The 21,208-nt window shown below is 40.6% G+C and carries 17 protein-coding genes; 6 read left to right on the forward strand and 11 right to left on the reverse strand.

Going from position 1 to position 21,208, the window contains the following annotated elements; translation table 11 throughout:
• Positions 1–101: 101 nt before the first annotated feature.
• Complete coding sequence (gene lysA / locus I7X29_RS00115; protein WP_096089150.1) at positions 102–1,298, forward strand: diaminopimelate decarboxylase; 1,197 nt, start codon at positions 102–104, stop codon at positions 1,296–1,298.
• A gap of 49 nt (positions 1,299–1,347) precedes the next feature.
• Here lysA and I7X29_RS00120 read toward each other — a convergent pair whose 3' ends face one another.
• Genes I7X29_RS00120 through I7X29_RS00135 form a run of 4 tightly spaced genes read right to left on the reverse strand, consistent with a single transcriptional unit; the run spans position 1,348 to position 4,840 of the window.
• Positions 1,348–1,830 carry a hypothetical protein gene (locus I7X29_RS00120; protein WP_002682125.1) on the reverse strand — a complete coding sequence of 161 codons (483 nt, stop codon included), beginning with the start codon at positions 1,828–1,830 and terminating at the stop codon, positions 1,348–1,350.
• Positions 1,831–1,854: 24 nt separating this feature from the next.
• Positions 1,855–2,313, reverse strand: a complete 459-nt coding sequence (gene smpB, locus I7X29_RS00125; RefSeq protein ID WP_002682121.1) for an SsrA-binding protein SmpB — start codon at positions 2,311–2,313, stop codon at positions 1,855–1,857.
• Between the two features lie 11 nt (positions 2,314–2,324).
• Entirely contained in the window at positions 2,325–3,365 is a 1,041-nt protein-coding gene (locus I7X29_RS00130) for a ferredoxin--NADP reductase (RefSeq protein ID WP_198472385.1), read from the reverse strand.
• Positions 3,362–4,840, reverse strand: coding sequence for a S41 family peptidase (locus I7X29_RS00135; RefSeq protein ID WP_198472386.1), 1,479 nt, complete (start codon positions 4,838–4,840; stop codon positions 3,362–3,364). Before I7X29_RS00135 ends, I7X29_RS00130 begins: the two co-directional genes overlap by 4 nt.
• Before the next feature lie 313 nt (positions 4,841–5,153).
• On the opposite strand from I7X29_RS00135, the gene mutL reads away from it, so the two are divergent.
• The 5 genes from mutL to I7X29_RS00160 all read left to right on the forward strand — a co-directional run bounded on the left by mutL (position 5,154) and on the right by I7X29_RS00160 (position 11,086).
• The gene (mutL, locus tag I7X29_RS00140; protein WP_198472387.1) at positions 5,154–6,992 is read left to right on the forward strand and encodes a DNA mismatch repair endonuclease MutL; all 1,839 of its coding nucleotides are present in this window, start codon (positions 5,154–5,156) and stop codon (positions 6,990–6,992) included.
• Positions 6,993–7,007: 15 nt separating this feature from the next.
• Positions 7,008–7,769 carry a rhomboid family intramembrane serine protease gene (locus I7X29_RS00145; protein WP_088594612.1) on the forward strand — a complete coding sequence of 254 codons (762 nt, stop codon included), beginning with the start codon at positions 7,008–7,010 and terminating at the stop codon, positions 7,767–7,769.
• Between the two features lie 27 nt (positions 7,770–7,796).
• Positions 7,797–8,504: a carboxypeptidase-like regulatory domain-containing protein gene (locus I7X29_RS00150; RefSeq protein WP_198472388.1), complete on the forward strand. Its 708-nt coding sequence runs from the start codon at positions 7,797–7,799 to the stop codon at positions 8,502–8,504.
• 11 nt (positions 8,505–8,515) lie between these two features.
• Positions 8,516–9,268, forward strand: coding sequence for a carboxypeptidase-like regulatory domain-containing protein (locus I7X29_RS00155; protein WP_198472389.1), 753 nt, complete (start codon positions 8,516–8,518; stop codon positions 9,266–9,268).
• 111 nt (positions 9,269–9,379) lie between these two features.
• Entirely contained in the window at positions 9,380–11,086 is a 1,707-nt protein-coding gene (locus I7X29_RS00160; protein WP_198472390.1) for a phospho-sugar mutase, read from the forward strand.
• Between the two features lie 81 nt (positions 11,087–11,167).
• Here the strand turns inward: I7X29_RS00160 and I7X29_RS00165 are convergent, their stop codons facing one another.
• The 7 genes from I7X29_RS00165 to I7X29_RS00195 all read right to left on the reverse strand — a co-directional run bounded on the left by I7X29_RS00165 (position 11,168) and on the right by I7X29_RS00195 (position 21,196).
• The gene (locus tag I7X29_RS00165) at positions 11,168–12,091 is read right to left on the reverse strand and encodes a dihydrodipicolinate synthase family protein (protein WP_009414324.1); all 924 of its coding nucleotides are present in this window, start codon (positions 12,089–12,091) and stop codon (positions 11,168–11,170) included.
• A 42-nt stretch (positions 12,092–12,133) separates the two neighbouring features.
• The gene (locus I7X29_RS00170; protein WP_198472391.1) at positions 12,134–13,366 is read right to left on the reverse strand and encodes an MFS transporter; all 1,233 of its coding nucleotides are present in this window, start codon (positions 13,364–13,366) and stop codon (positions 12,134–12,136) included.
• 47 nt (positions 13,367–13,413) lie between these two features.
• Positions 13,414–14,664, reverse strand: coding sequence for a cyclically-permuted mutarotase family protein (locus I7X29_RS00175; RefSeq protein ID WP_198472392.1), 1,251 nt, complete (start codon positions 14,662–14,664; stop codon positions 13,414–13,416).
• Positions 14,664–15,833, reverse strand: coding sequence for an AGE family epimerase/isomerase (locus I7X29_RS00180; protein WP_198472393.1), 1,170 nt, complete (start codon positions 15,831–15,833; stop codon positions 14,664–14,666). Before I7X29_RS00180 ends, I7X29_RS00175 begins: the two co-directional genes overlap by 1 nt.
• A gap of 330 nt (positions 15,834–16,163) precedes the next feature.
• Entirely contained in the window at positions 16,164–17,852 is a 1,689-nt protein-coding gene (locus tag I7X29_RS00185) for a hypothetical protein (protein WP_198472394.1), read from the reverse strand.
• A 10-nt stretch (positions 17,853–17,862) separates the two neighbouring features.
• The gene (locus tag I7X29_RS00190) at positions 17,863–19,524 is read right to left on the reverse strand and encodes a glycoside hydrolase family protein (RefSeq protein ID WP_198472395.1); all 1,662 of its coding nucleotides are present in this window, start codon (positions 19,522–19,524) and stop codon (positions 17,863–17,865) included.
• A 16-nt stretch (positions 19,525–19,540) separates the two neighbouring features.
• Positions 19,541–21,196, reverse strand: coding sequence for a RagB/SusD family nutrient uptake outer membrane protein (locus I7X29_RS00195; protein ID WP_198472396.1), 1,656 nt, complete (start codon positions 21,194–21,196; stop codon positions 19,541–19,543).
• Positions 21,197–21,208 lie beyond the last annotated feature (12 nt).

A 21,208-nucleotide genomic window follows, 5' to 3' on the forward strand; every position in this document is an offset into this window, starting at 1 on the left:
AAGTAACAACTAATAGCTAATTATGAGTGATTTACTAATCGACAAATTGGCTAATTGCCAAATTATTACTACCTTTGCGGTCTTAATTAGAAAAATAAAAAATGAAAACAGAAGACTTACTGAATATAGCACATACCTACGGAAATCCTGTGTATGTATATGATGCTGAAAAAATTAGCAGTCAATACCAACGTCTTACGAATGCTTTTGCCTCAGTACCTAAATTGCGTATCAACTATGCAATGAAGGCGCTTTCTAATATTGCTGTCTTAAAACTGATGAAGAGCTTAGGTGCTGGACTTGATACCGTTTCTATCCAAGAGGTACAATTAGGTTTATTAGCAGGTTTTGCTCCTGAACAAATTATCTTTACTCCTAATGGGGTATCGATGAGTGAGATTGAAGAGGCAATGCGTTTGGGCGTTCAGCTGAATATAGATAACCTTTCGTTCTTGGAACAGTTTGGCACACAACACCCTGAAGTACCGGTGTGTATTCGCATCAATCCACACGTAATGGCAGGAGGTAACAGCAATATTTCGGTGGGGCATATCGATAGTAAATTTGGAATTAGTATTCACCAAATTCCTCATATCTTGCGCATTGTAGAGAATACGAAAATGCACATCAACGGTATCCACATGCACACGGGTAGTGATATTTTAGACATAGATGTATTCCTTTATGCTGCCGAAATACTCTTTGAAACAGCAAAAAACTTTAAGGACTTGCAATTTATAGATTTTGGAAGTGGTTTTAAAGTGCCTTATAAAGAGGGGGATATACAAACGAATATAGAGGAATTAGGCGAACGCCTAAGTACACGATTTGCGGAGTTCTGTAAAGAGTACGGGCGCGACCTTACATTGGCTTTTGAACCTGGTAAATTTTTAGTAAGTGAGGCAGGGCGCTTTTTAGTGAAAGTGAATGTAGTAAAACAAACTACTTCCACTGTGTTTGCAGGGATTGATTCGGGATTTAATCACCTTATCCGACCTATGTTCTACGGAGCAACTCACTACATTGAAAATCTCTCTAATCCCGAGGGTAAAAAGCGTTTCTACTCGGTAGTAGGGTACATTTGTGAGACAGATACTTTTGCTTCTAACCGACAAATAGCTGAAATTACTGAAGGAGACATTCTTTGTTTCCATAATGCAGGGGCATATTGCTATACAATGGCAAGCAATTACAATTCACGTTTGCGCCCTGCTGAAGTATTGTGGCAAAATGGTGAGGCGAAACTCATCAGAAAAGCAGAGACTTTTGAAGATTTAGTACGAAACCAAATATATTGATTTAAGAAATTAGCAAATTAGCAAATTTTCACATTTGCTAATTTGCTAATTACAAAAAACGGTTGTGCCAGCTATCTTCTAAAGGCACTTCCCAATTTTCTTCGTATTCTATTTTGGTATTTACCAAATTGTTGAATACTATAGTTTGAGCCGATACAGCTTTATCTTTTACCATCTTCTTGAAATCGGCAAGGTTTTTATATGCAATATGTTCCCCTTGGCGGTAACTCACATTCATACGGTCGAGCAAAGTGACATTGTACTGGGCTTCTAAATCCTGAATGAAACGCGCTAAAACATCAAGAGAGCAGCCGCCTACACCGTGAGCATCAGGAGAGGCTCCTATCACAATAAAGCGGTTGTAACGCAATTCAAAAGAGGAAAGCAATTCCTTGCCGTGTACCATCCAATGGCTTATAAAATCTTCTAACTGAGTGCGCAATTGCGCTTGTTCATCTTCCGTAAAACTGCGGTTACATTGGTATATCCACACACGGGCATCATCGGGGAGTTGTTTAAATTCTTTATACATTTTTTTTAGGTTTGTGGTATTAGGTTAGTGTTTCATTAATCGGTCTAAATTGCGCTTGTTGTCGCGGTCTTTGATGGTTTCGCGTTTATCGTATAGTTTTTTACCTCGCACTAAAGCAATGTCCATTTTTGCTAAACCTTTGTCGTTGATAAAAAGTTTGAGCGGCACAATGGTGAGTCCGCTGTTTTTCACTTCTTTATTGAGTTTGCGCAATTCTTTTTTCTGTAAGAGTAATTTGCGTTCTGTTTTAGGACGATGGTTGTAGTGCGTACCAAAATCATAGGCTTCAATAGTAGAGTTGATTACAAAGAGTTCACCTTTGTCGTTGAACTCACAAAAACTCTCGGCTATAGAGGCTTTTCCTAACCTTATTGACTTTATTTCGGTACCCACGAGCACGATTCCCGCTGTGTATTTGTCAAGAATTTCGTATTCAAACTTAGCGCGTTTATTGAGTATTTGTACTGTTTTCTGAATTTTCATATATAGAGATTTTATCCTGGAATTCTCACTTTTATTTTATCAGTCATCGCATAAGCTTGACAAGTGAGGATATAGCCTTGCGATACTTGTTCGTCGTTGAGCACTTCATTTTTTGCCATTTTAGCTTCTCCTTCTTCTACCTTACCGATGCAGCTACTACACACCCCATTGAGGCAGGAGTAAGGTGCATCATAACCGCGAAAAAGAGCAGAGTTTAGGAGCGTTTGGTTGCGTGCACTCTCAAAAGTATGAGTTTTGCCATTGAGTTGTAGTGTAATGGCTACATTGCCTTGCAGGGTGCTGTAATCAACATCGGCGGGTGAAGCTTCAAAGAGTTCGGTGAAAATACGGTCTTTATCAATACCTCTCAACAGGAGTATTTCACGGAGGTTTTTCACGAGTTCGGTAGGGCCACAAGCGTAGTAACGCCCCCAATTGAAATCTTTGTACTTAGTAAAAAGCTCATTCACTATTCTATCGTTGATACGCCCTGTATAGTGGTCGCCCCAAGGTTCTTGACTAAAGGCATAATGCACCAAAAAACGGTCGGGGTATTGCGCTTTTAAAGCCTCAATTTCGTGAAAAAACAAGGTTTCTTCTTTAGATTTATTACCGTAGACAAACACCACTTTAATATTGGTTTTTGCTAAAGCAGTTTTGGCAATACTCATCATAGGAGTGACGCCACTTCCTGCCGAAAAAAGCATAATATCGCGATTTCCAAAAATATCATAGAAAAAAACAAACGAGCCCATAGGCGGCATCACTTCTAATACATCGCCTGCTTTGAGTTGGGTAGTGGCATAAGTAGAAAATAAACCGTTAGGTACGCGTTTCACAGCAACGCTCAATTCATCCTCATTCACTCCTGAACAAATGGAATAAGCACGGCGTACTTTTTGTCCGTTGATGGTTTGTTGTAGAGTAAGATATTCACCAGCCTCAAAGCTAAATACTTTTTTTAATAGCTCGGGTACCTCAAAGGTAATCATTACCGATGAAGTAGTGAGGTGTGTGATTTTGGATATTGTTAGTTCGTGGAATTTATTCATTTATACATTTCGTTTAAGCCGAAGTAGCCTGAAGTTGAGGTGCAGAGCACTTCAAAGGAAAAAGATGTTTTAGCGGTTGATAGAGGGGCTCTGCCAGAGGTATTAATACCTGTAATTTCTTGTAATGTACGAGCTAAAAGCGGTTCATTTTCATCACCTAATACTCCTAAATTACTTCCTATTTCTTCTATAAAAATATCGGGAGACAAACCATTTACATAATCGCCTACTCCTTTAGCATTTTCTATTTTCATCACCAAAGGTTGCATTGCCCATTTATGTTTAGGGTTTTTCACTTTTCCTTGCGCATCAATATAATCGTAAATTGTAACTGAGCCCTGATTTTTACCTATAGTAGTAGTGCCTACCTGCACTACTTGGATATAAGGTTTTAGTCCATTGATTACCAACTCACTAGCTGAAGCAGTATTTTCGGAAGTGATAATATACACTTTGCTCATTCGCAAGCTGTTAATTGCTATTTTTCTACTATCTTTCACTATGTTATCAGTGAAATATTCACGAGAATTTCCTCGATGGGGCTGCACTTTGCTATTCCAGCGTTCAACGGCAAACACCTGTCCCGCAAACTGACCAGTAATCATTGAAGCTAAATAAGTAGCTGTATTCACACTTCCACCACCGTTGTAGCGCAAATCGAGAATTAGGTCGGTAACACCTTGTGCTTTGAAGTCGGCAAAAGCGTTGTTGAGAGCCTCATCAAAATCGGCTACAAAGGCATTATACATTAAGTAAGCTATTTTTTTACCCCCTTTATTGAATACTTTATGAATGAGCACAGGGTTTTCGGGGGTTTGTTCTTGGCGTAGAGTGTAAGTTTTTCCAGTAGGCTCGAATTTATCATTCACAAATCTGTAAGTAGCAAAAGAGATGATAGGCGTTTTTTGCAACAGTTGTTGAGCATTAGTACGCGTAAGTTGTTGCCCGTTGACACTCAATATCACATCTCCACGTTGTAAACCTAATCTTTCGGCATCGGAATTAGGTACCACATAGCGCACATACGCCAAATAAATCCCTAATTTTTGAACCAATCCAATCTTATAATTCATCCCCAAGTTGGCAGTAATCCCCTTGAATTGGTTTTCGAGATCGGTGTAATTATCGGTGATATAGCTAAAGCGGTCTATTCGTCTATAATTATTGAGTAATCCTACGTAAAAGAGATGTTCAGGATCTTGAAAACTCTTCAAAAACTCGGTGTAACTTCTGTTTTTATCAGCTTTGGTATCGGATAGAGAACCAAAACGCTTGTCTTGCAAATTCTGTACATCGGCTTGCCACAAATAGTAAGCGTTCAACCCTTTCCAAATAAAATCACGTATGCGTAAATCTACATCATTCCCTGTATAGTCGGAAGCGCCTAAAATAGAGGAATTAGCATTCTCTACTGGGTCTTTTACACAGGATAATAAACTGATTGTGAAGATACTATATAAAAAAAGACGTTTCATTTTTAAAATAATTTTCTACAAAAGTAATACTTTTTTTATATTTGCAAAAATTTTTAATAAATAAGACAGGGTATTCGTTTTTAAAAGCCTACCCCCGTTCCCCCTCCCGAAGGGAAGGGGGCAATTCACAAAAGCTACTTTTTTTGATGAGAAAGCATCCAATATTTTCTACTATTATGGAGTTTATTCTCAACATATATAGGCTGTTATTTTTTTATATGAATACCTTATAAAGAGGAGAGAGAACCATAGTAAGCAACAGCTTTTTAGTTATTTTTACTATGTTAATTGTTAATTGATAATTGTAAATTGAATGAGTGATATAATCCGTTTATTACCCGACCACGTAGCCAACCAAATAGCAGCAGGAGAAGTGATTCAACGGCCAGCCTCGGCGGTGAAAGAACTGCTGGAGAATGCTATCGATGCCCGCGCTACCGAAATAAAACTGCTCATTAAAGATGCAGGTAAAACACTTGTGCAGGTGATAGACAACGGTATAGGAATGAGTACTACCGATGCACGTATGGCTTTTGAGCGTCACGCAACTTCTAAAATACAAAAGGCTGAAGACCTTTTTCACTTGCAAACTAAAGGATTTCGCGGAGAAGCGCTCGCTTCTATCGTTGCCATTGCCCATGTGGAGATGCAAACCAAACGCCCAGAGGATGAGTTAGGCACCGAAATACACATCGAGGGGAGTAAAATCACACGCCAAGAACCTTGTGTGTGCCCTACGGGTACGAGTATTGCGATGAAAAACCTCTTTTTCAATATTCCAGCACGTCGCAACTTTCTAAAATCGGATACAGTGGAATTTCGCCATATACTCGATGAGTTTCACCGCGTTGTCTTAGCTCACCCCGCCATTCACTTCTATCTGTACAACAATGGCAACGAACTCTTCAACCTACCAGCTACCAATTTCCGCCAACGCATTGTACATCTGTTTGGAGGAAAAACCAATGAAAAATTAGTGCCTATCATAGCCGAAGATACTCCTTTAGTGAAAATCAGTGGGTTTATTGTAAAACCTGAATATTTAGCAAAGACTAAAAACTTGCAATTCTTGATGGTGAACCACCGATTTGTGAAAAATCAATACCTCAACCACGCTATTACAGCCGCTTATGAGGGGCTTATCCACGCCGACCAAAAACCAGAGTATTTCATCTCTTTAGAGGTAGACCCTACCACGATAGACATCAATATCCACCCAACAAAAACTGAAATCAAATTTGAGGAAGAGCACAGTATTTACGCTTTGCTAAAATCGGCAGTGAAACACAGTTTAGGTCAGTTTAATATTGCTCCTATGCTCGATTTTAGCAAAGACCCTACTTTTGATATTCCGTATAACTACAAAGATAAAACCCCTGAATTTCCCAGAATACAAGTAGACCCCAATTTCAATCCGTTTAAAGAAGAGTACGAAAGCCGAAGTGGAGGCAGAACTAACTCTAATTTTGGTAATTATCCTAAAAAGACAGCCTCGTGGGAGAGTTTGTATGCAGGTATTGAATCGGCGGTAGATACGTCGGCTTCTGAAACTATAGTGAGCTCACTCTTTGAAGCCGAACCTACTAAAAATCAGGGTAAGAAAATCATCGCATTAGCCAAAAAATACTTAATTACTACTTTGGGAGGAGAACTCATTATCATCAACTGTAATAGGGCACACCAACGCATTTTGTTTGAAGATTTTATGAAGAACCTACAATCCTCTCACACAGCAGTACAGCAGCTGATGTTTCCTTACGAACTGTCTTTTGCACCTCACGAATTAGAAGTAATCACCCAGTTGCGCGATCTCTTTGAAAGCAGTGGATTTATGTTTGCTATAGAGAGCGACAAGGTAGTAGTAAGTGGCATTCCTTTACATCTTACTGATAGTGAGATACCTAATATTTTCAACGAACTATTGCAGCAGCATATAGAGGCGCTCCCTACTACCGAAAATACTCAAAAAGAAGCATTTGCCAAAGCCTTATGCAAAAGTTTAGCGGTAAAAACAGGGCAGGTGCTCAGTGAAGAAGAACAAGAAACTTTGATAAATAATTTGTTTAGTTGTCAAGAAGTGTTAATTTCGCCTTTTGGAAAGCGAATTTACTACAGTTTATCAACAAATGAAATTGATAACTTAATTAACTAATTTGCTAATTTAAATATGGAAAGAATATCAAAAACAGTATTACACCTAATTATCATCAATGCAGTGTTGTTACTCATTACAGAACTGCATCTTATTCCAAATATAGACCTCACACAACTGTTGGCACTTCATTATTTTGAGAATACTCATTTTGAGTGGTGGCAATATGTGAGCTATATGTTTATGCACGGAGGTTTTACCCACCTATTGTTCAATATGTATGCACTGTGGGCTTTTGGTACTCCTCTTGAAAATATATGGGGGCGTGGTAAGTTTCTCTTCTTCTATTTCTCTTGTGGTATAGGCGCGGCTTTACTGCATACTATAATTAATTATTACTATGTACATCAAGGATTGGAAGCTCTTCAAAATGTAGGTGTATCAACCGAAGAAGTAATCAGTGCTCTTTCCGACAGAAAATATTTGCCTATGTGGGAAACGATTATCAATAAGAGTACTTTTGACAATATGGCAGCAGCTATAGCTACCCCTACTGTAGGCGCTTCAGGGGCTATTTATGGTATATTGGTGGCTTTTGCTATGTTCTTCCCCGATGCTAAACTGATGTTATTCTTCGTGCCTTACCCTATTGCTGCACGCTATTTTATTCCTATACTTGTAGGCTTAGACCTCATCTCAGGTTTTACAGGTTTCTCCATCTTTGGAGGCAATATCGCTCACTTTGCTCACGTGGGAGGCGCTCTCATCGGTTTCCTCATTATGTTGTATTGGAAAAAGCACAGTTTCGATAAGAATAGGTGGGACAGATTCAGGTAACAGGTAACAAATAACAAATAACAAGCGATGAAGCGATTATTTATATTCATATTTGTATTGTGTTGGTACGGTACCAATGTATGGGCACAGACAGAGGTGCGGGGCAGGGTAATGCACGACACAATTCCGCTATCGGGGGTACACGTGCTAAACCTCTATACTCACGCCATCACCACTACCGATGCCAACGGTTATTTTACCCTTAAAGCGCGTGAACGCCATACTTTACAATTTACTTTTGTGGGAATGGAAACTGTATACCGTGTACTTACCAAAACCGATTTTGGCTTTGGAGGGCTTAATATCACAATGAACATAGCTGTAAACCAATTGGATGAAGTACAAGTCTCACAATATCGCAAACTATCAGCTCAAGATTTAGGTATCTTACAACACACTCCACAAGAGCGGACTTTTGCTGAAAAACGACTATATGCTAGCAAGGGATTGGGTATTGTCTCGATTCTAAATACTTTGTCAGGACAAAAAAAGATTATCAAAAAAATAGTAGCCAACGAAAAGAACTTGGCTGTAGCACATTATATTCGTGAAAATATGGCTCCTTTTCTACAAAAAGAGCTCAAGCTAAACGAAGAAGAGATAGATATTTTAGCTTATTTTGTAATGGAACGCCCCTATTTTCACGAGCTTGTACGCAAAAAAGACAACAAACCAATGGAATTTATGCTTTTAGAAGCGTGGAATGAATTACGAGCCGCACAAGCAAACAATTGATTACTCAACAAATGAGAGATTTTTTCCTCATATTACTTTTGTTCATCTCCTTTGTAACAAGGGGGCAAGAAGCGACGCGTGTTAGAGGAAAGGTGTTCTACAATAATGCACCTATAGAAGGGGTACACATTCAAAACATTGACAATCAGCATTACACAACCACCGATACAGAAGGTTCGTTTTCAATAGAAGCTCAAAAAGGACATACGCTCAAGGCTACTTTTGTGGGTAAGAAAACTCTTTATCGCAGTCTTACTCAAATGGATTTTCAGCGATTGGTCACTCTAAAAATGACCGATGTTACGATTATTTTAGACGAAGTAAGTGTGAGTGAAAGACCTAAAATAACTGCTCAAAGTTTAGGAATCCTACAACATGCCCCCAAAGAACGCACTTGGGAAGAAAAACGAGAATATGCCAATACAGATATTCTTCAAGTAGATAAACTCACCCTCTATAAATTATTAGTAGGAAATGTAGGGATAAATTTTATAGCTATTATCAATCAGCTGAATGGTAAAGCAAAAATTATCAAACAACAAGTTATCAACGAAAAGAACTTGATGGTAGCACACTATATTGTAAATGAGATGAATAACTACCTCAAGAACGAACATCATCTAACTGAAGAAGAAATAGGTACTTTGGCTTATTATGTAATGGAGAAACCCGAAGCGCATCGCCTTGTAGAACGGAAAGAAAAAAAGGAATTAGAATTTATGCTATACGAATGGTGGAATGAATTGAAAAATTCTCAAAATTAGTAAATTTGCTAATTAACAGATTTGCTAATTAAAAAAATATTCGTACCTTTGCTAACGAAAAACAACGCTGATAAAATATATAATTAGGAGTCAGCCTTTATTATTGATTTTATGAAAAGTATTGACACAGCAAAAGCGTGGCTTTCTGACACTTTTGATGCAGAAACCCGCAGTAAAGTTCAAGCCCTCATCGATGGAAATCCCGATGAACTCAACGAAGCTTTCCACAAGAACTTAGAGTTTGGCACAGGAGGTATGCGTGGAATTATGGGTATCGGTACCAACCGTATCAACAAATACACGTTAGGCAAAAATACCCAAGGATTGAGCAACTACCTCAAAAAATGTTTCCCTAACCAAGAAATAAAAGTAGCTATCGCTCACGACTGCCGCAACAACTCTAAAAAATTTGCCAAAGTAGTAGCCGATGTGTTTGCGGCTAATGGCATAAAAGTATTTCTCTTCTCCGACCTTCGTCCTACTCCTGAACTATCCTTTACCGTACGCTACTTAGGATGCCAAGCAGGTATCGTGCTTACCGCTTCTCACAATCCACCAGAATACAACGGTTATAAAGTGTATTGGCAAGACGGCGGACAAACCGTACCGCCCGAAGACGGTGATATTATGAAAGCTATTGAAGCACTCGACTTCAAAGATATCAAATTCAACGCCGATGAGAGTCTTATTCACTACATCGACAAAGAACTTGACAACGCTTTTGCCGAAGCATCTATCAAACACGGCGACTTCAATGCACCTGAGAAAGACAAACTCAAAATTGTTTTTACTTCTTTGCACGGTACCTCTATTACAATGGTACCCGATGTGCTCAAACGCGCAGGATTTACCAATGTACATATCGTAGAAGAACAAGCTGTACCCGATGGTAATTTCCCTACCGTAAAATCACCTAACCCCGAAGAACCCGAAGCGCTTACGTTGGCACTCAAAAAAGCAGACGCAATAGGAGCGGATATTGTAATAGGTACCGACCCCGATTGTGACCGTATAGGTATAGCTGTTCGCGACCTTCACGGCAAAATGGTACTGCTTAACGGTAACCAAACAATGGTAATGATGACCGACTTCCTATTGGAACAACAAAGCAAAAAAGGCTTTAAAGGTAATGAGTTTGTCGCTTCTACCATCGTTTCGACCCCTATGGTTCACGCGATTGCTAATGCTTACAAAGTGCAATACAAAGAAGGACTTACAGGTTTCAAATGGATTGCCAAAATGATTAAAGATTTCCCTAAGCTCACTTTTATAGGTGGTGGTGAAGAAAGTTTTGGCTATATGGTAAGCGATTTTGTACGCGATAAAGATGCGGTAACTGCTACTCTATTAGCTTGCGAGATTGCAGCATTCGCTAAAGCTAAAGGCAGTTCGTTCTACAAAGAATTGCTACACGCTTATACCAAATACGGTTTCTACAAAGAATATCTCATTTCCTTGGTAAAAAAAGGTATTTCAGGCTCAGAAGAAATTGCCCAAATGATGAAAGACTTACGCGAAAATCCGTTGAAAGAAATTAATGGAGAAAAAGTAAGTCTCATTTGTGATTACCAATCATCTAAGGCATTCCACCCACTTACTGGCAAAGTAGAAGATATAGACGTTCCTAAATCGAATGTGCTTATCTACCACACCGATAAGGGCACTCGCGTAGCAGCACGCCCCAGTGGTACAGAACCTAAAATTAAGTTCTATTTCAGTGTAAATACGCCTTTGAGCAGTGTAGATGCTTTTGAAGCAACTCAAAAGATTTTGGACGATAAAATCCAAAAGATTGTAAATGAATTGCAATTAAAGTAGTTCATAGTTAGTATTTTTTATAATGAAAGAGCCGACAGTTTATTGCTGCCGGCTCTTTCTTTTTTAGTGAAAAGAAAAAACTTATAGTTGATTACATCTGTTAAAAAAGTCGATGTTTTCCAATTCTTTTTTAATGATAGCTTCTTCTTCATCAGTGATGTTTTGAAAAGGCGTACGGTTGATACCCAAGTCTAAACCAAGCAACTTCATTATACGTTTGCCACATACGATGTTACCACGGTATTTGGCGATTACATTTATCACATCTTGGGCATAGTTTTGCAACTCGGCTGCTTTGGCAATATTGCCTTTGTGGTATTCATCGATGATGCCTACCAACACTTTGCCTATATAACTACCAGTACCGCTGATACCGCCACGAGCTCCGCCCATTACAAGCGCATTGAGAATCGTCTCGTCTAAGCCGTAGAGCATATCGTATTTGCCATTGTTGTACAGCATACATTGGTTGTACTCATAAAGCGGTTCATAAGTATATTTGATACCTGCCAAGTTAGGGATACGACCATCGGCTGCTTTGAGGAAAGGCAACATTGGCAAATACACTCCATTGAGTACCGGAATATGATAAAAGTAGAAAGGCAAGTTAGGGGCTCCGCAAGCTATCTCTTCGCAGTATTTTACAAGCTCTTCAACTCTACCCGCTTTGGGGAAAGGTGAAGCCATCGCGCCAATACCAAAAGCTCCAATTTCTTGGGCGTGTTGTGCCATTTTGTAGCTATCTTTGATACAAGTTGCCCCGCAGTGTACAATCACTTTGAAGCCTTGAGGAGCTACTGATACCCATTTCTCGGCTATTTTCATACGTTCTTCAACCGTCATCATATAGCCTTCGCCTGATGAACCGTTGATAAACACTCCTATCAATCCATTTTTTTGTAAGAGTTTAGCATACTGATCGATTGGTTCTAAATTTACCTCGCCTTTTTTGTCGAAAGGGGTAAAGGGGGCTACAATGAGCCCATTGATTTTTTCAAATGTCATATATTATAAATTTGTTAATTTGTCGATTTGCTAATTTGTTCATTATTTACCACACAATTCTCTTTTTGGTTTTAGGAATATGAGCATCAGTACGATGGCTATTAGGATGATTACTGATAGTTTGCTAAAATCAGCTCCTAAATTACCTGTATCGCTTGAAGAGCCGAGCATTCGGGTAACGGCATAACCCGCCAATACGCCTCCCATATTCATAATGCCATAAGCCGTAGCACGTTGTTGCTGTGGAATGATTTGGCATAAGATAGGCATATTATTCGTATCGAACATTCCGTAACCAATACCAAAGAGCAAGGTTGCGCCTATCATTGCAGCGTAGGAGTTACCAAACCCCATCAATACCAAAGCAGGAATGGTGAGACCTAAACCAATAGTACTAGTATAGATACGCGCTTTGATGTTTGTCTGTACCCAGCGATCGGAGAGGGTTCCCCCGATGAGAACCCCTAAGAAAGACGAAATTGCAATAGAAATGGTTGCCATGGGGCCTGCGGTTGCCATCGATACGTTTAAGTTGTTTGAAAAGAGGGTAGGCAACCAGTTTTTAGTACCCCAGCCTGGGAAGCTCGATGCCATAAAGTAGAAAAGCAATATCCAAAAAGAAGCTGTGCCTAACACAAGGGTAAGTGATTGACCCATACTACTTTTAGGAACTGTAGTCACTTGCTTAGGAACAACGGGTTTTCTTTCGATGTCAAACAAAGTGAACACTAAGAATACAGCATATACAATACCTGCAATACCAAACCAGTGGAAAACGGTATGCCACGTATAGTTAGAGGCAATGGTAGCCCCGAAACCTCCCAAGGCTTGACCGGCATAGAGCCCCGACATGTGGATACCCACCGCTAACGAACGTGTTTTTGAACTGTGGTAATCGGCGATCATTGAGAGGGCTGTCGCTAAGTATAAGGCTTCGCTCACACCCATCAGGGCACGTAGCCAGTACACTTGGTCAAAAGTGGTTGCGTAGCCCATTCCATAGGTTACAGCCGACCATACAAAGAGGCTACCTACTATCATCCACTTGCGGTTGAGACGGTCGGCAAGGACACCTGCTACAGGGCTCATCAATCCGTAAATAAGTAAGAAGATACCCATTAGGCGACCAAAGTTATCGCCTACGGTAAGCTCCTTAATATCCATTTTCATCGACTCCTGCATCGTAGAGAGCATTTGTCGGTCTAAATAATTCAGTAGTGCTACTACCCACAGTAGGGCAACTACTATCCAAGGGTATATTTTGTTGTTTTTCATAATATTCTCCCTTATCCCCTCTTAAGAAGGGAGTTTAGCAGGGCTTTTTAGTTAGACAAAATTTTAAGTTTATAGGTTTTAGGGCTGCGTACACCAGGTTTGAGTTCGCCTTGGATAAGATAAAACTCATCGGGAGTACCTACTAAAGTAGCACCCGCACGAGCAAAATTAGGTTTTGTATCGAGTACCGACCACTGCTTTGTATGGGTGTCGAACAAATAGCATTCTTGGTTAAACTTATAGTACGCTATAGGTTGGGTCATATAATGCGCCATATAGTCGTAGTTTTTCTGTTTGCGCGCCTCATCGGTGAGGGTAGTATCGCGACCTATATGATAGAGGTCGGTGATAGTATTTATAAATAGAGAAGCATTCACTCCACCAAAACAAGCGATATAGCGGTTATCAATAGCTAAAGCTGTAGCTCCTGTGAGGGTAAATAGCTTTTTATCAGCCGTTTCTTCAGTAGCTACTTTCTGCCATTGCTGTTGTTGCAAGCTATAGCACCATACGGTAGTAATGAGGGCAGGTGCGTGTGTAGCATCACCACCAAAAAAGCCTCCAAACAAGTACAAATGAGTATCGTTCTCGTGTGTTACCGCTGCTACTACGGGTTGTACGCTGGCAGTCTCTGGGAAGTCAGCTAAGCGATGCCACTCTTTATCAGTGGCGGTATCGATATAGTAAACTTTATTAGAAGGTTTGCCAGAAGCGTTACCCCCTGCCACAAATACTTTGCTACCTATACTTGTACCAGCAAAGTTATCAAGCGGTTCGGGCAAGGCAGGGAAATCAGTAAGGTTGAGCCCTTTTTCTTTAGTATATTGTACTTTATGGCAGGTAGCTAACGAATGAGTAGCCGTTTGTCCACCTATCCATAGATAGCCATCAGGAATAGCTACTGAAACCCCATAAGCAGCAGCTTCGGGGAGTTTACCTATAGTTTGCCATTGGTTCTGTGTTTTATTGAAAAGAAGAATTTCGTCATAAAACACTTTTTTACCTCCTTCAAAACCGAGTTTATCGGGGAAGTTGCACCCTCCTGCTACTAATAGATTATCATCTATAAGAGCAGCATAAGCGGCAGAGACGCCTTTTTGAAGGTCGCCTTCTAAGCCTTGAGTGGTAAGTGCTGTGATATTCATTTTCATAGATTGTTCTTTTTGGGTTTCTGTACAAGCCGTCAATATTATTAGAGATAAAACGAATAGTACAGACTTTGTCAAAGACCGTAGCACGGCAGGCATTAAAGACTTTGACAAAGTTTTGTATATTATATGTTCTTTATCATTATTCATTAACCATTGATCATTTCAATTGTTTTCCATACTTGATATAAGCCACGGGGTACGTGGAAACAGCCTTTCCATTTACCGCCTTTTAGGTCGAGAAGTACCTCGCCTTGGCGGTTGAGGTAGCCCCACCATTCAGGATATTTAGGGTCTTTGAAATGCTCCCAAGTGTAATTGTGCACTTTTTCAAACCACGCTAAACACTCTTTATTACCTGTAAGTTGGTATCCTTTTATGAGAGAGATGAGCGTTTCGATATGCACCCACCACAATTTTTGATCCCATTCTAATTGTTGAGGTGGGCAACCTTTTCTGTCCATAAAGTAGTAAATACCACCATACTGTTTATCCCAACCATAGTTGAGCATTGTTAGGGTAGTTTGCACCGCTTTTTCTATCAGTTCGGGGCGGTTGAGGCGTTTGCCTAAGTCCATTATAAACCACATTGCCTCGATAGCGTGACCGGGGGTAAGCTGACGACCTTCAAAAGTATCAGATAGTGAACCATCAGCATTTACATTTTCTACTACTATACCGCCCAATTCAGGTCGTAAAAACACTTCCATCACTTCGTGGATACAAGCTTCCATTGCCTCCTCAATAAAAGAAGGCTCTAAGAGCGGTTCTATTTCGAGGGCTAAATTACACAAAATCATCGGGAGGGCAAAGTTTTTAAGAGAGCGCGTACCGGGGTGTGCTTTGCTCCATTTGCCTTTAGGATTGTCTTTTTTGGAGAGGATAATGTCAAAGGTTTTCTTGGCAATATCGGCGTATTCCTGATTGCCTGTAGCGATACTCAGCTGACCAAAAGCCATTGTGGCAAAGGTATAGGAGAAGATGTTATAAGGTTCTACTAAAGGATTCCCTTGTTGGTCTAAAGAGAAGTACCAATTGAGGTGCCCGTCGTGACCATATTTTTTAAGGAACTCAGCCCCTTGTATCGCGGTGTCTAACCATTCTTGGCGTTTTTCAACGCGATTATAGAGCATACTGAAGAGCCATACCTCACGGGCTTGTAGCCAAATAAATTTATCAGTATCGAATACATTTCCTTGGCGGTCGAGGCAGGTGAAGTAGCCTCCGTACTGTTTATCTTGCGATTTTTCTAACCAAAACGGAATGACGTTTTGCAAGAGTTCATCGCGGTATTGTTTTTCTAATTGTTTAAAATCCATTGGTTTAATTTTGATTTATTCTTTTAAATATTGATGTTTTTATATTCAATTTTAAATTCGTTTCTAAAAATATCCTGCAAAAGTACGGTAACTATTTTAAAAATACAAATTATTTATTAAATATTTTTAATTAGGTATCAGGGGTCAGGTGTCAGGGGTTAGGGGATAGCTCCCGACTCACTTACTCGGCAATTGCCGTGCACATACCCAGCTGTGAGCACTCGCTGGCTTCCCCGAAGGGGGACAAGCTGCAAAAGTGTGAACTATATGGGCAATATGAGAATTAGGAGGTTCATTTGCTAATTTGCTAATTTTCAAATTTGCTAATTCTTACGGTTCATCAATACCTGAGGGATTTAAACCTTTGCCACCGCCAGCGGTATAACCTCGACTTTCACCTGTTTCCCAAGGAGATACCCAGAAAGCGTAAAGTTCACCATTGGTAAGGTAGAATTTAAAACGTACGGGCTTGCTTTTGAGCGCTGTGAGGGTAGCGTTGTTTTTCCATTGTACTCGTGCTTTGGTACTATCACTTTTTTGCAATACTATACAATCCTTTTTAGTGAAACCTGCAATAGGAGTCCCATTTTCGTCTAACACTTCTACTAATAGTTTGCCTTTCTTAACCGCTGCATTTACAAAGAGGTATTCACCATCAAAACTTACTTTTTCGGTAGTAGCAAAAGCCTCTTTCTTATCAGCTTTGAGCGATACAAAGCCATCACGGCGCAAGGTAGCTAAACCGGTACTCATACCAGCATCCCACCAAATACCATTCTTAGAACGACCACTACTATAGAAATAAAGAGAATCACCTACAATAATAGGCACCCCATTCACCGACTGCATATTGCCGTAATTCCAAGCCCCTTCGGTAGGATTCACTGCCATAAACGACTGGTGAGTAGGGCGAGCAAAGTGAAAACCATCACGACTGTAGCCTAATTGTACCTCGTTGCGTTTGGGCATCATCGCTTTTTTGCAAATGCCATTTTCAGGCCCTTGCCACTGACTGTAAAAGCCCAATATGATACTCTCATAGGCAATGGCATCAAAATTATAAATACCAGGGTCTACTTCGGGGTAATCGGGGTGGCGTTTTTCTTTATCATCAGGGGTGAACCAAAATACTTGGTATTTCTCGTGTAGCTGTCGGCTCATCATATGAGCAAGACTTACAGCATCTTCTACATTGGCGTGCTCTAAATAAGAGCGCGAACGGTTAGATACCTTAGGCACCGAATAGCGCATACTGATAGCCCAACGATGAGTAAAAGGATTGTAGAATGCGGAACAACGGTCGGTAATGCTACCTGAGTGAGCTACGCCTTTATCAGTCCAGTGAATACCATCGGAGGAATATTTCAATACAATTTGGTATTGAGCATAGTCGCTTTTGTACTCTATGTTATTCATCACTTTGTACTCTACATTGAAGAACTTAAAGCGTTTAGCGGGGTCTTTTTCCTGTTTGTCAAGCCATACCGTAGCCGCATCGCGATTGTTTACATCTACGTAGTTAGTGCCAGACACTATATCTAATGAGGGTTTCGTCCAATGCTTGCCATCAAGTGATTCGGCATAGCAAGTAGCTAATCCGTGTTTGGCATCATTTGCTTGTGAAGCTCCTGCTAAGTACCACATTTTAAACTTGTTGTCGTGTTCATCATACCACACTCCATCGCTAAAAGGAGCTGCGTAAGGATAACCTTCCTTAGTGTTTTCCCAAGGCTTATCAGCTTTGAGTACTGGATTTTGAGCATAAAAGTTAGGTGTGTGATAGACTTTTTGCAAGTGATTTTCACTGAGCAAAAAATCGTCTACAAATAGCTGTCTGCCCGTATTGATAGGAATGACAGCAGGTTTGTGCTGCAAATAAGGTACGGGCATTTCTTTTCTCTCAGTAGGCTCTTCATAACGGGGAGGCCACTGTGAAGGTAGCGTTATACCGTTATGAAGTACCTGACCGAAAGACTTTATACATAAAGTAATTGAAAGTAAAAATATTATTTTTTTCATTTGCTAATTCTTACGGTTTATCAATACCTGAGGGGTTTAAGCCCTTGCCACCGCCGGCGGTGTAACCTCGACTTTCACCTGTTTCCCAAGGAGATACCCAGAAAGCGTAGAGTTCACCATTGGTAAGGTAGAATTTAAAACGTACGGGCTTGCCTTTGAGTGCTGTGAGGGTCGGGTTGTTTTTCCATTGTACGCGTGCTTTGGTACTATCACTTTTTTGTAATACTACACAATCCTTTTTAGTGAAACCTGCAATAGGAGAGCCGTTTTCGTCTAACACTTCTACTAATAGTTTGCCTTTCTTAACTGCTGCATTTACAAAAAGGTATTCACCGTCAAAAGACACTTTTTCGGTAGTGGCAAAAGCCTCTTTTTTATCAGCTTTGAGCGATACAAAGCCGTCACGGCGCAAGGTTGCCAAGCCTGTAGAGGTATGGCTATCCCAGAACACCTCACTGAGTCTGCGACCGCTGGCATAGAAGTAAAGCGAATCACCTACAATAATAGGCACCCCATTTACTGATTGCATATTACCCCAGTTCCACGCTCCTTTAGTTTCATTTACGTTCATAAAGGGTTGGTGAGTAGGTCGTGCAAAGTGAAAACCATCACGGCTATAGCCTAATGAGATCACATTGCGTTTTTGTATTTTATCTTGCTCACATACTTTGTTTTCAGGTCCTGCCCACGCGCTATAGAAACCAAGGATGATGCTCTCGTAAGCAATTGCATCAAAATTATAGATACCAGGTTCTACTTCGGGATATTTTTCATGGCGCAACTCTTTATCGTCGGGAGTGAACCAAAAATGTACGTGCTTGTCGCGATCGTCTTTGCGTATACGGTGAGTTACCGATACCAGTTCTTCAGGGTCAGAGTGCTCTACATAAGCACGCGAGCGGCTTGACACTGGGGTACCGTAGCGCATACTAATGACCCATTTTTTAGTAAAAGGATTATAAAAAGCTGATGAACGGTCGTATATATCACCCGATTGCGCTACCCCTTTACTCCAATGAATCCCATCGGGAGAGTACTTGAGTACTATTTGCCAACGGCGGTCGGACGGACGACGTTCTACATTGAAAAGTTTCCAGCGTTTGGCAGGGTCTTTTTCATTGCGGTCGAGCCAAACTGTAGCAGCATCACGGTTAGAGGTTTCTACAATATTAGTATCGCTATACACCCCAGCAGCAGGTTTCACCCAGTGCTTACCATCGGTTGATTCGGCATAACCGGTGTAGAAAGTTTGAGGGTCTTGCTTGTGGAGCGATCCAGCCCCAGTAAGGTACCACATTTTATATTTGCCATCACGCTCGTCATACCATACCCCATCGCTGAAAGGAGAGGCATAAACGGCTCCTTGGGTAGTTTTCTCCCATTCTTTATCAGGTTCCAATACAGGATTACCCGCATAGTAAGTAGGGGTATGATAAACCTTTTGCAAATGGTTCTCACTGAGCAAAAAGTCATCTACAAATAGCTGTCTGCCCGTATTGATAGGAATGACAGCAGGTTTATGCTGCAAATAAGGTACGGGCATTTCTTTTCTCTCAGTAGGCTCTTCATAACGGGGAGGCCACTCATCAGGTAGCTGAATGCCGTTATGAAGTACCTGACCGAAAGACTTTATACATAAAGTAATTGAAAGTAAAAATATTATTTTTTTCATTATATTAATTTGCTAATTACCAGCCGGGGTTATTACGTTGAATATAAGGGTTGCCTTCTACTTCGTCTACGGGTAGTGGTAACCACTCGTTTTTGTGTTCTTGGAAGCCGAGGTAAGCTGAATTGTTATACTGTTTGAAATTAGGGTCATTAACTTCTAATTCGCGGAAGCGTTGTACTACTTTGCCCCAGCGTAAGAGGTCGAAAAAGCGATGTCCTTCTTGAGTAAGTTCTAAGATGCGTTCGCGTTCAATCACGTTCATATCTACTGAGGCTACGGCAGGCATACCTACACGGGCACGTACTTGGTTTACAGCGTCTAACGCACTCAAAGAGCCTTGTGTACCCCCATTTACAACCGCTTCAGCATACATTAGTAATACATCGGCATAGCGAATTTCTATTTGGTTTAAGCCATTAGCCCTACCGTTCCACATATAGAAGTTATTACCAGGATTACGAGTACTAAGTGTCCAATCAATACCTTTACGGCAAGCCGCTTTATATTTATTAGCTTGTGCTTTAGCTACTCCAAAGCCTTTCGCACCGTAATATTCTCTAAATGTTTTATTGTCGAAAATACGCACTTCATCACCTGTACGGGCATTGATTTCAGGTTTGGTATCATCAAAAATCAAAGTGCCAAACATACGTGGGTCGGTATGACCTGAAGCATCTTTAGAATTTACAAAGGTATTGTATACCCAATCGTGAATTACACTACTACTGGCATTTTTATTGGTAGGAGGCAAATAGCCACGAGGGTCACGCCACACTCCACTGTTAGACAAACCAGGGTTGAAGCCCGTATTGGTTACATCACCCAAGAATTGGAGCTCGAAAATAGACTCATCATTGTTTTCGGTAGCTACCTTAAAGTTGTCGTTATAATCGGCTACCAAGCGATATTTACCACTGAGGATAAGCTCGTTAAACTCGGCAGCTGCCTCGTTGTAATAGGTAGTAGTGCTGTTGCCATAATAACGTTCAATGCCTGAGCGGTATAAATAGGCTTTACCGAGCAGTGCGATAGCTGAACCTTTGGTAACGCGCCCTATTGATTCACCTGTCCAAAAACCTTTTTCAGGCAAGAGTTCTTTAGCGCGTTTGAGGTCGGAGATGATAAAATCCCAAGCCTCTTCAGGAGTTGCCTGAGGTTTGTAGTCTTTGGCAGACTTTGGCAATTCTTTCATCAACGGGATATTGCGAAAGTTGAGAAATAAAAACCAATGTGTATAGGCTCTTAAAAAATAAGCTTCACCCAAATAGGCATTTTTCAACTGTTGGTTCGTAAAGTTTACATTAGGAATTGCTTCTATCATTTGGCAGGCTTGAGAAGCTGCAGTATAGAAGAGCGCATAAGGTTGCACAATGGTATACCAAGAGCTGGATAGGTTAGCCGAATACTGACCAGGTTCTCCATAGTCGGAGCAGTCGCTACTCTCATCACCACGATTGATTTGCAAGCGTCCTGCAGTACCCATCGCACGAGGGGTAGTGATATAGGCATAGATTCCTATCACCCCTTTGTTGATATTTTGCGGGGTATTGTAAAATCCATTTACGTCTTGTTGGTTAGGGTTGCTCGCCAATTCGTCAAAGGTTTTTTCGCAAGCCGTTGTAGTAGCTAACAGCAAGCTCACAGCTATAATTTTGTATATATTCTTTTTCATTTTGCATTCAGT

The organism is Capnocytophaga periodontitidis (assembly GCF_016126015.1).
GTDB lineage: Bacteria > Bacteroidota > Bacteroidia > Flavobacteriales > Flavobacteriaceae > Capnocytophaga > Capnocytophaga periodontitidis.